This is a genomic window from Empedobacter sp. UBA2044, from assembly GCF_002333005.1.
GTDB classification, from domain to species: Bacteria; Bacteroidota; Bacteroidia; order Flavobacteriales; family Weeksellaceae; genus Empedobacter; species Empedobacter falsenii_B.
The window spans coordinates 25,882-39,704 of sequence record NZ_DDBA01000037.1 but is presented as its reverse complement, the minus strand read 5'-3'; the positions used below and the strand labels follow the sequence as shown (position 1 = coordinate 39,704).

The 13,823-nt window shown below is 31.9% G+C and carries 11 protein-coding genes and 1 pseudogene; 4 read left to right on the top strand and 8 right to left on the bottom strand.

Going from position 1 to position 13,823, the window contains the following annotated elements; all coding sequences use genetic code 11:
• The first annotated feature begins 37 nt into the window (after positions 1-37).
• Genes B4E59_RS06625 through B4E59_RS06615 form a run of 3 tightly spaced genes read left to right on the top strand, consistent with a single transcriptional unit; the run spans position 38 to position 1,672 of the window.
• Entirely contained in the window at positions 38-517 is a 480-nt protein-coding gene (locus tag B4E59_RS06625) for a hypothetical protein (RefSeq protein ID WP_180905731.1), read from the top strand.
• 27 nt (positions 518-544) lie between these two features.
• The gene (locus B4E59_RS06620) at positions 545-1,129 is read left to right on the top strand and encodes a hypothetical protein (protein WP_291052173.1); all 585 of its coding nucleotides are present in this window, start codon (positions 545-547) and stop codon (positions 1,127-1,129) included.
• A 33-nt stretch (positions 1,130-1,162) separates the two neighbouring features.
• A complete protein-coding gene (locus tag B4E59_RS06615) occupies positions 1,163-1,672 on the top strand; it encodes a hypothetical protein (protein WP_291052170.1) in 510 nt (169 codons plus the stop codon).
• 9 nt (positions 1,673-1,681) lie between these two features.
• Here the strand turns inward: B4E59_RS06615 and B4E59_RS06610 are convergent, their stop codons facing one another.
• The 6 genes from B4E59_RS06610 to dprA all read right to left on the bottom strand — a co-directional run bounded on the left by B4E59_RS06610 (position 1,682) and on the right by dprA (position 7,887).
• A complete protein-coding gene (locus B4E59_RS06610; protein WP_291052167.1) occupies positions 1,682-2,275 on the bottom strand; it encodes a hypothetical protein in 594 nt (197 codons plus the stop codon).
• Positions 2,275-2,454, bottom strand: a complete 180-nt coding sequence (locus tag B4E59_RS06605) for a hypothetical protein (RefSeq protein ID WP_280050645.1) — start codon at positions 2,452-2,454, stop codon at positions 2,275-2,277. Before B4E59_RS06605 ends, B4E59_RS06610 begins: the two co-directional genes overlap by 1 nt.
• A 67-nt stretch (positions 2,455-2,521) precedes the next feature.
• Positions 2,522-3,673, bottom strand: coding sequence for a cystathionine gamma-synthase (locus tag B4E59_RS06600; protein ID WP_291052161.1), 1,152 nt, complete (start codon positions 3,671-3,673; stop codon positions 2,522-2,524).
• A gap of 83 nt (positions 3,674-3,756) precedes the next feature.
• Positions 3,757-4,476 (bottom strand): DNA repair protein RecO, encoded by a 720-nt coding sequence (gene recO, locus B4E59_RS06595; RefSeq protein WP_125349971.1) that lies wholly within the window; start codon positions 4,474-4,476, stop codon positions 3,757-3,759.
• Entirely contained in the window at positions 4,476-6,731 is a 2,256-nt protein-coding gene (gene porZ, locus B4E59_RS06590) for a type IX secretion system anionic LPS delivery protein PorZ (protein ID WP_291052157.1), read from the bottom strand. The genes recO and porZ overlap by 1 nt, the downstream gene beginning before the upstream one ends.
• Before the next feature lie 58 nt (positions 6,732-6,789).
• A complete protein-coding gene (gene dprA, locus B4E59_RS06585; RefSeq protein ID WP_219034050.1) occupies positions 6,790-7,887 on the bottom strand; it encodes a DNA-processing protein DprA in 1,098 nt (365 codons plus the stop codon).
• An 88-nt stretch (positions 7,888-7,975) separates the two neighbouring features.
• Here dprA and B4E59_RS06580 point away from each other — a divergent pair, with 88 nt between their 5' ends.
• Complete coding sequence (locus tag B4E59_RS06580) at positions 7,976-9,130, top strand: HU domain-containing protein (protein WP_291047954.1); 1,155 nt, start codon at positions 7,976-7,978, stop codon at positions 9,128-9,130.
• Between the two features lie 78 nt (positions 9,131-9,208).
• Here B4E59_RS06580 and B4E59_RS06575 read toward each other — a convergent pair whose 3' ends face one another.
• Positions 9,209-10,657, bottom strand: a complete 1,449-nt coding sequence (locus B4E59_RS06575) for a TolC family protein (protein ID WP_286495286.1) — start codon at positions 10,655-10,657, stop codon at positions 9,209-9,211.
• Positions 10,650-13,817, bottom strand: a pseudogene (locus B4E59_RS06570) (efflux RND transporter permease subunit). The gene B4E59_RS06575 and the pseudogene B4E59_RS06570 overlap by 8 nt, the downstream one beginning before the upstream one ends.
• Positions 13,818-13,823 lie beyond the last annotated feature (6 nt).

The following is a 13,823-nucleotide window of genomic DNA, read 5'->3' as shown; positions in this document are numbered from 1 at the left end:
CAGAATTTGTAATTAACTAATGCACAAATTTACAATAATGAAAAAATATAGTCCCATAATAATACTATCAATAGCTATTGGAGCTATTATCATTTATTGTATGACAAAAAATGAGCCTCTTACGATGGGAGATTCTGTACAAAAAGTAATCAAAAAAGATTCTTCTTTTCAAGAAATTGCTTTTGCTTCTCCAAAGACTATGAATAATTCTGAATTGAAATTAATTCATGGAAAAGGCGAATTTGAGATTGAAAAAGAAGCGAAAGAACAACAAACTTTTAGTTTTAGGAATGATTCTTCTTCCTCTGTTTTTATTCAAATTATTCCTAAAAATAAACTCGGAAACATCAGAATTAATCAACTTATCTCTCCAAATAACGAGAAAGATGGTCCTTTTGGACGAGAAATCAATTATGATTTAACCGAAAAAGGCTTGTATCAAATCCGAATTGGAGAAAGTTTGATGCAAGGTGATCCATTTGAAGGAAAATATACCTTGAAATTGCAGTTAAAATAGTTACTTTTACAGCAGAATTTTTCTGTTATGAAATGGACTTTTATCGCTTTTATTACATTGATTACACTTTATAGTTGCGAAGATAAATCTACGCCAACCATTTATCCAAGCAAGATTGGAGTTGATTCTGCGTACAAAGATTTAGTAAAAAAATATAAGCCAACAACAGAAGATGTAATGAAAGAAGAAGTGGTAAAAACGGCTTCTCCTCAGAAGAAAGTTACTGCAAAACCTCAACAAAAAGTTGTATCTAACACAGATAAAATTGTTCCTTTAAGTGCCAATAACACAACCGAAAATCTTGAAGTAAGTTATGCAAAAGCTAAAGCAGAACCAACTAAAATAGCAGGACAAACAAATACGTTTACCTTTAATGCAGATTCTGCTAAAAAAGTTTGGATCAAAATTTCGGCGCAAGATTCTACAGCAAATATCCGAATCAATCACATCAAAGGACCTGTGGATTCTATAAAAGGTGGACCATTTGGTAAAGAAACTATTTTCGAATTGCCTGCACGTGGCGTGTATCAATTCTCGATTTCGGAAAAACCAACAAACCCAAAACCATACGCTGGGAAATATAAAGTGGAATTGAAATTATTGTGGAAATAAAATTGAATTCCTATATTTAATAAAAAATTCAATATGACAATTCTAATCATTTGTATTTTCTGTACAGTTATCTTTCTATTTTGTAGTTGGGTTAATACATTTGAATTAGAAAAAATAAATTATGAAAGTGAAGAAGAAATAAATAAAATAGGACTATTTTTTAATAAAAAAATTAATGCATTTGCTTCTTTCTTTGTTGTATTTGGATTTTTAATTTTACTTGTTCTTTATTTTGTAAATAAAAATGATTTAAAAAAAGATTATTTAGATAATATTAAAAATTCGAGTGTGAAATTTAAAAATATCGATCAATCTTTTTTCAAAAAGAATAATATAAATTCTACAAATCTATTGACTTCTGATATGCAAAGAATTAATTATGAAATATTCGCAATAAGTTTTCAAATTATTTCTAAAAAAGATACTACAAACTACAAAATTGTAAAATCTGAAGAAATAAAAGGTAATACTTTTTATTTATTTCATCTTACTAAAAATAATAAAACAGAAACGTTATTAGGAAAATTCATTCCTGAAAAATAATTTCATAATTTATTTATAATAGATTTTGTAGTTAAGTGAATGATTTTTCAAAATATCTTGTTTAATCATTTCACCATTAATTTCATAATATAAATCAACTGGTTGTTTCGTATTTATCAAGTCAAAATAACCATTTCCTTCGGGACAAAAAGGATTTTCGTAAGAAGTTTCTAAACCAATAAAATATTTTTCAGCTTCGGAAAGTTTGAGTTTCAAATGAATTGGAAAAATATATTTTCCTTGATAATCTTTATCCACTTCAAACCATTTTTCATCAATTAAACTTTGTTTATCATCAATCGATTTCAGAATTATTGGTTTGAAATAATAATATTCGTTACAATAATTTTTCTTCTTTACTTTTGATTCAAACAAAATTTCGATTGCTACAATTTCAATTTCTTTCTCGTTTGGAAGCAATAAATTCGAAAATATTTTGAGTCCAAAACTTGTGTTATCGGTTAATCTTTCAACTTTCTTGAACTTTGGACGAAATTGTTTGTAATTAGAATAATTCATAACCTCAACTTGATTGAGATTAATCGTATCCAACTTTTGAGCAAAACTTAACGTAGAAAGTAAAAAGAGAATTAGGAATTTCATCAACTTCTTTGTTTCAAAATTTCTTTCAATTCTTTTAGCTCAGAAAGAATTTCATTGTTCTGGGCTTCTAACTCCTTTATTTGTTCAGTATTTTTAAAAACATTATCAAAACGCTTAAAAAATAATCGAATAAAAAATAAAATAAATATTAAAACTACTATTAATGCTATATTTTCCATTCTTTAAAAGTATAAAAAAACGACTCAATACTGAGTCGTTCTTAAATTATTTTTATTTTGAGAAGAATTAAATCAAGTTCAAAACTTGTTCTAAATCTTCTAATAAATCATCAATATCTTCGATACCAACAGACAAACGAATTAAATCATCTGTAATACCAATTTCAGCACGTTTCTCAGCAGGAATAGACGCATGTGTCATCGTAGCTGGGTGATTTGCTAATGATTCAACACCACCTAAAGATTCAGCCAAAGTGAAAACTTTCAAGTTTTCTAAAATTTTGAAAGCATCTTCTTTTTTCCCAGAAGTTAATGTAAACGTAACCATTCCTCCGAAATCTTTCATTTGCTTTTTCGCAATTTCGTGTTGCGGATGATTTTCCAAACCTGGATAATACGTGTGCGCAACTTTTGGATGAGCCTCTAAAAACTGAGCGATTTTCATTCCGTTTGAACAGTGACGATCCATACGAACAGCCAAAGTTTTGATTCCACGTAAAACTAAGTAAGAATCTTGTGGTCCTAAAATTCCTCCTGTTGCAAATAAATTGAAGTGAACATCAGTTGCCAATTGCTCCGAATTAACCACAATTGCTCCAGCAACTAAATCTGAGTGACCTCCTAAATATTTCGTTGCCGAATGCATCACGATATCTGCTCCCAACTCAATTGGACGTTGTAAATATGGTGAAGCAAATGTATTATCAACAGCGACTAAAATATCTGCTTTTTTTGCTTTTACAGCATCATTTACCGCTTTGATATCAACCACTTTCATCAATGGATTTGTAGGTGTTTCAACCCAAACCATTTTTGTATTATCATTGATTAAAACAACAACAGCCTCAACATTTGTCATATCTACGAAATGGAATTTCAATCCAAATTTTTCATAAACACGTGTAAACAAACGGTAAGAACCTCCATATAAATCGTCCATCGCGATGATTTCATCACCTGGTTTAAATAATTTTAATACACCATCGATTGCTGCCAAACCAGAACCAAATGCAAAACCTGCAACTCCACCTTCGATAGATGCTAATGCATTTTCTAAAGCAGTTCTTGTTGGATTTGCACCACGAGAATATTCGTATCCTTTGTAATCTCCTGGTGATCTTTGCGCGAATGTTGATGTTTGGTAAATTGGAGTCATTACGGCTCCTGTAGAAGGGTCATGTTGTTGACCTCCATGTATAGCTTTTGTATTGAATTTCATTGTAAATGCTTTTAACTATAGCAAATATATGGAGTTTTATTTATTCTTTGTTTTAAAGATTTGTTAGAATTTATTTCGGGAGATTAACTAAACAATTCGTATAAAACTTGTAATGATTTTGGCTTCTTAAAATTATTGGTGTGAATTTGATAGTACTTCACTAGAATTTCGAGTAAAAGAGAACGTTGCGATTGGTTGAATGTATTTTTTGAATCTTCGGAAAAGTGTAATTCTAACAATTTTTTGAACAAAACAGTTTCATCTGCTTTCAACATATTGATAGATGAATTCGAATTTGTGAAAAATCCATTTTCTAAATCGAATAGATTTCCATCAATTTCTAAGTTGGGATAAAAACCAAGAAAATGTGATAATTGAATTAAAAAAATCAAATGAAAATCTGCAAAATCATCTTTTTTTTGATCAAATTCTTTTAACGAATGTTCAATGTAAAAATATAATTCTGGATTATCTGATTCTTCTTTTAGAACTAAGTTTAGGATTTCAGCTAAGAAAAAAACAATCGCCGATTTGATGGGATGAAAATGCAACGATTCATAATAATGCGACGTCTGAGCTGATTTTAAGAAAACCAATTGTTGTTCATTTGATTTCGGTTGAAAGCTCAAATCTATTTCTGCTAGCGGAAAATACAACGAAGTATTTCGCTTTTTTTTGGAGAAAACTCCTTTTGCTATAAATGATTTAAGGCCAAAATCTTGTGTATAACAACGAATAATTAAACTCGTGTCACCATATTTTAAGCTTGAAAGTACAATGGCTTTGGTTTCTAAAATTTTCATTAACGGACAACTGCAATTTTTAATGTTTTGGTTTCTGTACCATCAGCATTTGTCATCAAAACTAAGTAAATTCCAGAAGCTACTGGCTTTCCTTTTGCATTATTTGTGTTCCATTCTACAATTCCTCCTTCTGCTTTTTTCTCAAAAAGTAAATTTCCAACAATATCTGTAATCTTAACCAACGCACGATTTGGAAGATTTTTTATCGTGACATTCCCCTTATATTCTGGACGATAAGGATTAGGATAAGCAATTGCATTGTTAAAATTATTCGCTTCTGTCGATACATCTCCGTTATACGAAACCACACCTTTTTCCGTTGCAAAATATACTTTTCCTGTCGATTCATCAATCGAAACATCGTACACAACATCCGAAGGTAAAGGTGAATTTTTAGACGTAAAATGCAATTTCGTCGATTCTCCACTATCCGAAACATAATAAACTCCTGCTCCATTTGTTGCAATCCATTTATTATTTGCGTTATCTACTTTTATAGCATAAATTCCAACATCGGTTAACAACGCTTCCGGAATTCCATCTTGAATAATGACAACAGGCTCGGCAATTATATTATTAGAACTTACAGCATTATCAGCTCCGTACAAAACCACTAAACCTTGTTGAGTTCCTATCCACAAGTTGTTTGATCTATCATTTGCAACTGTCAAAACGTTATTAATAGGCAACTTGTTTGAAGTTGTTAAAGTTGTTACTATTTGATAATTTTTATCTAATACAGCAACCCCTCCTCCTTCTCTACCACTTGGATAATAGGTATAAATATCAGAAAAATCAGGAGTTAGAGCCACTATTGCAGAGGCTTTATCAACAGAAGTATTATTCCACGTCCCATTAGCATTACGTTCTAAGTAATAAACCGAATTATAATCAGGAGATTTTCCATCTGGAAATGAAGCACCAATATGTAAGTTTCCTAATTTATCATAGGCTAATCCAGAAATTCTAGAACTAGGGAACTGATTACTAATAATTCGATCAGGTTTATAATTATTTACAAACTCGAATTTAGTTGGATCAAATTCTAATAAATCTGTTCGCCCATTTACATCGCGTCCATACTTATTGAATGATGAAACTATAAATGTATTATTATTTTTATCTGGATGAGGAGCGATTCTTAAAACATCTCGAATATCAAAAATATCTTTTGAACGAAAATTGTTCCATTGTTTTACATTATAATAATAGAAACCATCACTATTATCTAAAACATTTCCATAACCTAGAGTTTCTCCTGGAGCAATCCAGACTTTTCCATTTTTTGTTGTTACAGACCAAGCTTTATTATTGAAAGGTCCATCGGGATAAAATTCTTTATGATTAGATAAATTAATAATTCCATGATTTACTGAACCTCCAAAATAAATATTGTTAATAAAAATTCCTGAATTGAAATTTATTTCATTTCCATCTTCATCAATTAAAGGGTAATTATCTCCTTTGAAAACAGAAATTTGATTATTCTGAGTAATAATTAATTTACCATTCGACGATTTTAACTCTTTAATCAAATTAAAAGGAGTAGAAGTTCCTCTTAATAATTTTAATTCATTGTTTACCGAATAATAAATCTCATTTTCAAATAATTCTATATTTGTAACATTTTGACCAACAATTTCTTCTTTCCAAATTTTTCTATTTGTAAAATCTGGATTATTCAAATTCTTATCCGATAATTCGCTCGAATAGATTCCTTTATCTGTTGCAATATAAAGAGTTGTTCCGTTAATTGTTGCATCATTTACAACAGCTGTATTTGTACGTGTTGTTTCTTTAAATTCTTCCTCTTTTAAGTCGAAAGAAACAATTCCAAAAGCTCCAGAAATAAACGCAATTCCATCATTTATAAAAATATGATTGACTTTTTTATCACCCGAAAAACCATTCCATTTGATATCCAAAACCATTGTCGATTCTCCAGATTTCAATAAATCTAAACCTCCATTTTCATACCCAACTAAAAACGAATCCGAATCTATATCATAAGCCATTGCAGAAACCCCAACATTGTTCAAAAAATTGGTTTTATTTAGTTTAATCCAATCACTTGTTGGATTTTGAGGATTGAACAAGAAAATTCCGTTTTCAGTTCCACAATAAATCACACCATTTACTTCTTCCAACAATTTCACATTATTGTAAGAAAAAAGATCAGTCCAACGCACTTTATCATTTTGAGCGTTTAAACTTGTGAAAATCATGGTGATGAAAATGAACAATTTTGTCTTCATAATGCACAAAAATACTGTAATTTATAACAAAATAACTTGCTAAAAATTGTATTGCTTGTTACAATAAATCATAAAATTTACCTGGAAGAGTAGAAATTATTTGCTTCAATTCTAAATCTAATAAAGTTGGCATCAATTCGTAGGATTTCAAATTTAAGTCAAAAGACATTTTATCAATATGTTGTTTTCCATTGGTTTTGAGATAATTTACAATTAAATTTTCATCATCAGAAAACTCAATAAACAAATCTATTTGTTTTGGTTTCTTCTTCGAATTGAAGTTAAAATAATCAATAATATCTTTCGAATTTTCGACCAAATAAGCTTGATGAGATTTTATCAAATAATTACACCCAATACTCAACACATCGGTTGATTTCCCTGGTAAAGCAAATACTTCGCGATTATATTCATTTGCAAATTTTGCAGTCACCAAACTTCCTCCTTTAAAAGCAGACTCTACCACAATTGTAATATCCGACAAACCTGCAATAATCCGATTTCGTTGTAAAAAAGCTTCAGGTGAAGCAATTTTAAAACTTGGTTGCTCCGTAATCCAACCTCCTTTTTGTAAAATTTCAATCGCAATTTTTTTGTGAGCAACAGGATAAATTCGTTCAAAATTTGTTCCCATTACCGACCATGTTACAACATTATTTTTAAGCGCATTTGAATGTGCTTCAATATCGCAACCATACGCCAATCCACTCACAATTGTAACATCAAAATCAGCTAAACCTTCAATTAATTCAGTAATAAAATTTCGTCCATAATTGGTCATTTTTCGTGTTCCAACAATCGAAATCTTTTTATTACTGAGATGATTAAATTCTAAATTTCCTTTGCAAAAAATCACTAAAGGTGCATCAATACATTCTTTTAAGAATTGTGGATAAGCTTCATCATAAAAAGTTAAAATATTGATTTGATTATTTTTACAATATTCTATTTCGTTAAAAGCTAAATCTAACCATTTTTTATTCCCAAAATCTTTGCTTATTTGCTGTCCAATTCCCGAAATTTGCATCAAATCTTTTGGTTTACAATTCCAAGCAGCCGCTGCCGAACCAAAAAATTGAATAATTTTTCGAGCCGTGATATCGCCAATTCCTTTCTGGAAAGAAAGTGCTAAAATATATGGTAAATCGGTTTGCATTTTGTTAAATTATTAATATTAAACCAACTAAGAATAATTTTAAGTATTTATTTTTTGCTAAATCTAAAAAAAATGTTAATTTCGTAGTATGAGGTTAGAAGAGCATATTAGTCAATTATTATTTCAGCACGATTGTGTAATCGTTCCAAACTTTGGTGCGTTTATCTCAAACACTGCTAATGTGGCGTTTGACGAGCAAACAAACACATTTATTCCACCAAGAAAAGAGCTTTCTTTCAATACAACTTTAACAAAAAGTGATGGTGTTTTGGTGAATAAAATTGTAGAAGATGAGCCAATGTCTTTTGAAAATGCGCAAACATTTTTGAATGAACAAGTTTATTTTTGGCAAGAACATTTGAAAAATGGAAAAGTTTTAACCTTACAAAATATCGGATCATTACAATTTAATGACGCTGGAAAAATTGACTTCAAACCAGAAAATGCTCAAAATTATTTCATCGCCGCTTACGGTCTTTCAAATTTACAAGCCAATTACATTTTAGATTCGTCTAAAACTAAAACCTCTAACAAACACATGTCAAAATTTTTAGCCGCAGCCTCATTAATTCCCATTATTGTTGGTGGCTTCCTATATTTTAATACGCCGCAACCCGTACAAGAATTCGTAACAGAACAATGGAGCGGTTTGGTTTTACCAATGATTGGTAAAGATGACGCAACCAAAACTGAAAAACCTACAGTGCAATACGATGTGTATAATATGCCGCAAACGATTGCTGAGCCTTCTTTAGTTGAATATCAGATTGCCGAAACGGTAACGAAAACAGATACAATTGAAACGCCTAAAAAAGTTGAAATTACAGTTGTAAAGGAAACGAAACTGAATGAAACTGAAAAGGAGATTACGGCAATTGTAAAGGAAAAGCCTTCGACAAAAGAAATTGTAAAAACAGAAACAAAAAAATTAACGAAAGTTGAAGCTCCTAAAACAGCTGAAAAGAAAGTTGAGGACAAAAAAGAAGTTGCAACTAAAACAACTTCAAAATCTAACAATAAAAAATATCAAGTAATTGCGGCTTCGCTTAAACGTCAAGAAGATGCTGATCGTTTGGTTCGAGAATTGAAAAAACAAGGTTACAAAGATGCAGGAGTTTCTTATGTAAAAGGTCGCTATTATTATGTTACATATAGCAGCTTCAATAACATAGAAGACGCGCAAAAATATATGAATGATGTGAATAAAAAGTCTCCTGGAACTTGGGTTAGAACTGAAAATTAAATCATTTTTTAATACAATATAAATCGAAATAAGCTGCCCAAAAGGCAGCTTATTTCTTTGTTAGAATGAATATGAAAACTACTTCCAGCCACCACCTAAACTTTTGTATATAGCGACAACTGTACTTAATTGTTTTTCTTTTGTTTCGATTAATTCCATTTTTGCATCCAATAAATCACGTTGAGTTGTTAACACTTCTAGATAATCTGCACGATTATTTTTGAACAACTGATTCGCAATATCAATAGATTCTACAAGTGCTTTCGCCTGTTTATCTTTGTACGAATAACTTTGTTCTAAGTTATTAATCTTCGACATTTGATTTGACACTTCTAAATAAGCATTTAAAATCGTTTTATCATATTCGTACAACGCTTGTATTTGATGAGCATTTGCTGTATTAAACTCCGCTTTTATCGCACTTTTATTGATTAAAGGCGCAGCTAATTCTCCAGCCAACGAATATAAAATAGACTCTGGCATTTTTACCAAATAAGATGGTTTGAACGCATTTAGTCCTAAAGCCGCAGAAATATTAAGTGACGGATAAAACTCTGCACGAGCCACTTTCACATCTAAAGCAGAAGCTTTTAACTCTAATTCTGCTTGTTTGATATCAGGACGATTTGATAATAATTCAGAAGGAATTCCTGCATGTACTGTTTGTGGAATCAAATCCATAAATGACGAACCATCACGTTTTATCTTTTGCGGATATCTTCCCAATAAAGCATTAATCCTATTCTCGGTTTCCGTAATATCTTGTTTAATATTAAACTCTTCGCTTTCTGATTTTAATAATTCTGCTTCAAATTTCTTCACCGCTAATTCAGTTTCACGCGCTGCTTCCTTTTGAATTTTAACTACACGAAGTGATTCTTTCTGTAACTCAATATTTCGATGAATTAACTCCAATTGACTATCTAAAGACAATAATTCATAATAAGACGATGCGATCTCTGAAATTAAATTTGTCAAAACAAAATTCTTTCCTTCTACCGTTGATAAATATCGCGCAATCGAAGCATCTTTCGAATTACGTAATTTTTTCCAAATATCAACTTCCCAATCAGCGCTCAATCCAATCGCATAATCCATCAAAGGATCAGGCATTTCTTTCCCGGGTTTTATCTCAGTCGAAGCATCACCAGCACCTTGACTTGTATAACGACCAACTTTCTCAACTCCAATTCCTGCATTTGCTGAAACATTTGGCGATAATTTTCCGTTTTTGTACAACACTTCATTTTTAGAAATCTCAATTTCTTGAAGTGTAATCATCAATTCTTGGTTATTTTTTAACGCTTCTTCAATCAAAACGACCAAATTTGGATCAGTAAAAAATTGTTTCCAAGGCGTCAACCCAGAACTTGGTGCATCATCATTTTGCACATTTTGATAAGCTTCTGGAATTTTTGGTGCTTGATGATTTTCAATCTCTTTGCTTACCGCAGGAGCTTTACAGCTCCAAATCATTGTTCCAAAAAGACTTATTGCAATTATATTTTTTAAACTATTTTTATTCATCTTCCGTGATTTCTTCTGTTAAAGGATTTTCATCTTCATATTTCACCAATTGCATTTTATCCGCCAAAGCGCCAAACGCAACATATAAACCGGGTACAATAAACAACCCGAAAATAGTTCCGAACAACATTCCGCCTGCAGCAGCAGTACCAATTGTTCTATTTCCTACTGCTCCCGGACCAGAAGCAATAACCAACGGAATAATACCTGCAATAAACGCAAATGATGTCATCAAAATTGGACGGAAACGAACACCCGCACCTTCAATCGCTGATTTTACAATTGATAAACCTTCGTTATGTTTTTGTACTGCAAACTCAATAATCAACACCGCATTTTTACCGAGAAGTCCAATCAACATCACCATTGCAACTTGTGCATAAATATTATTTTCTAATCCTAATAATTTCAAGAAGAAAAATGCTCCGAAAATCCCTGTTGGTAGTGAAATGATAACTGGTAAAGGCAAAATAAAACTTTCGTATTGTGCTGCTAAAATCATGTAAACGAAAATTAAACAAATGGCGAAAATAATCACTGCTTCATTTCCACGAGAAACCTCATCTTTCGATATTCCTGCCCAATCAATTCCAAAACCACGAGGCAAAGTATTCTTAGCTACTTCATTAATCGCTGCAATCGCTTGTCCACTACTATAACCAGAAGCTGGCGTACCACTAATTTCTGCTGCATTATACATATTGTGACGCGTAATTTCTGATAAACCATATACTTTTTCAATTTTCATGAAAGCTGAATATGGAACCATTTCACCTTGATCATTTTTCACATACAATTTCAATAAATCTTCCGGTAGCGCACGATATTCTGGCGAAGCTTGTACCATCACTTTATAAGGTCGGTCAAATTTGATGAAACTTGTTTCGTAATTAGAACCAACTAATGTTGATAAATTATCCATCGCATTTTCGATCGAAACTCCTTTTTATTCGGCAATATCATTATCAATTTTCAAGACATATTGAGGAAAGGAAGCACTATAAAATGTGAATACAGAGCTCAATTCTGGACGACGAGTTAATTCTTTTATAAAATCACGGCTCACTTCTTCCATTTTATGATAATCTCCACTACCCGCTTTATCCAATAATCTCAACTCGAAACCTCCTGCAGCTCCATATCCAGGAACAGATGGTGGTTGAAAATATTCGATATTCGCACCATTAATATTTCCAGCTTTTTCTTCTAATTCTTTGATGATTTCTTCCGCAGACTTAGAACGTTCGTCCCAACTTTTCAAGTTAATTAAACAAGTTCCAGAGTTTGCTCCTGTACCTTCTGTCAAAATCTCATAACCAGCCAAAGATGAAACTGATGAAACGCCATCAATTCCTTCCGCTATTTTTTGTAATTTTTGAGAAACTTCATTCGTTCTTTCTAACGTAGAACCTGGAGGTGTTTGAATAATTGCATAAAACATTCCTTGGTCTTCGTTTGGAATAAATCCAGAAGGCAAACTATTATTCAAAAAGAAAACTCCAGCGCAAAATGCAAGTAAAATTCCGAATGTAACAGTTCGTTTGTTAACTGTTTTGGTTAAAACTTTTTCGTATTTAAAAGAACCTTTGTTGAACAAATTATTAAACTTCAACAAAAATTTATTTAGCATCGTTTTCTTTCTTGGTTGATTATGATTATTTTTCAAAATCATTGCACACAAAGCTGGTGTAAGCGTTAAGGCAACAATTCCTGATAAAATAATTGATGTTGCCATCGTAATCGAAAATTGACGATAAAAAATTCCAACTGGACCAGACATAAACGCAACTGGAATAAAAACAGCTGCCATTACAAATGTGATTGCTATAATTGCTCCACTAATTTCGCGCATCGCTTCTTCCGTCGCTCGTAAAGGCGAGAGATTTTTCTCTTCCATCTTGGCGTGGACAGCCTCTATCACCACAATCGCATCATCGACGACAACTCCAATCGCCATAACTAAGGCAAATAATGAAATCAAGTTTAATGTAATTCCAAAGAAACTCATTAACGCAAAAGTTCCGACCAAAGAAACAGGAACCGCCAACGCAGGAATCAATGTAGAACGCCAGTCACCTAAGAATAAAAACACAACAATCCCAACTAAAACGAAAGCTTCAAAAAGTGTATGTACCACTTTTTCCATTGAAGCATCTAAGAATTTCGAAACGTCATATGAAATCTCGTAATCCATTCCTTTTGGTAAATTATTCTCTTTAAGATCAGCCATTAATGCTTTGATATTTTTAATCACTTCACTCGCATTACTTCCGTACGATTGTTTTATCACAATTGCGGCAGAAGGTTTTCCGTTCAATGTTGAGTAAATATCATACATCGAACTTCCGAATTCTATATCAGCAACATCTTTTAAACGTAAGATTTCTCCATCAGGATTTGCTCTTAAAATGATGTTTCCATATTGTTCTTTTGTGTTATATCGACCTGAATATTTTAATACATATTCAAAAGCTTCTGAACGTTTTCCAGAACTTTCCCCTGTTTTCCCTGGCGAAGCTTCAATACTTTGTTCATCCAACGCTTTCATCACATCATCCGCAGAAATATTATAGGCTTGCATTCTATCTGGTTTTAACCAAACACGCATTGCATATTCTCGGTTTCCTAAAATATCTGCATCTCCAACTCCATTAATACGTTTCAACTCAGATAAAATATTGATATCTGCATAATTATATAAAAATTGTTGGTCAGCTTTTGGATCGTTACTGTACAAGTTAATGTACATCAACATGTTTGATTCTTCGCGTGTAATTTTCACTCCTTCGCGAACTACTAAAGGCGGAAGTTTATTGACAACCGAAGAAACACGGTTTTGCACATTTACAGCTGCAATATTGGGATCAGTTCCTAAATCAAATATCACTTGAATAGACGCTTCACCGTCATTCCCAGCATCAGATGTAATATATTTCATTCCTGGAACACCATTTAGCGCACGTTCTAATGGAATTACCACCGATTTGATTAATAATTCATTATTTGCACCCGGATATTCCGCTGTAATATTCACCTTTGGTGGCGAAATTGAAGGGAACTGCGTTACGGGTAATTTGACTAATGATAGAATTCCTAAGAAAACTATAATCAACGAAATGACAATCGATAGAACGGGTCTTCGAATAAATTTATCAAACATAACTTT

Bases quoted from the DNA above. Each gene is read 5' to 3' on its own strand.
- B4E59_RS06615 (WP_291052170.1), top strand. From the start codon at position 1,163: ATGACAATTCTAATCATTTGTATTTTCTGTACAGTTATCTTTCTATTT.
- B4E59_RS06575 (WP_286495286.1), bottom strand. From the start codon at position 10,657: ATGAATAAAAATAGTTTAAAAAATATAATTGCAATAAGTCTTTTTGGA.
- recO (WP_125349971.1), bottom strand. From the start codon at position 4,476: ATGAAAATTTTAGAAACCAAAGCCATTGTACTTTCAAGCTTAAAATAT.
- B4E59_RS06605 (WP_280050645.1), bottom strand. From the start codon at position 2,454: ATGGAAAATATAGCATTAATAGTAGTTTTAATATTTATTTTATTTTTT.
- B4E59_RS06620 (WP_291052173.1), top strand. From the start codon at position 545: ATGAAATGGACTTTTATCGCTTTTATTACATTGATTACACTTTATAGT.
- B4E59_RS06625 (WP_180905731.1), top strand. From the start codon at position 38: ATGAAAAAATATAGTCCCATAATAATACTATCAATAGCTATTGGAGCT.
- B4E59_RS06600 (WP_291052161.1), bottom strand. From the start codon at position 3,673: ATGAAATTCAATACAAAAGCTATACATGGAGGTCAACAACATGACCCT.
- porZ (WP_291052157.1), bottom strand. From the start codon at position 6,731: ATGAAGACAAAATTGTTCATTTTCATCACCATGATTTTCACAAGTTTA.
- B4E59_RS06610 (WP_291052167.1), bottom strand. From the start codon at position 2,275: ATGAAATTCCTAATTCTCTTTTTACTTTCTACGTTAAGTTTTGCTCAA.
- B4E59_RS06580 (WP_291047954.1), top strand. From the start codon at position 7,976: ATGAGGTTAGAAGAGCATATTAGTCAATTATTATTTCAGCACGATTGT.
- dprA (WP_219034050.1), bottom strand. From the start codon at position 7,887: ATGCAAACCGATTTACCATATATTTTAGCACTTTCTTTCCAGAAAGGA.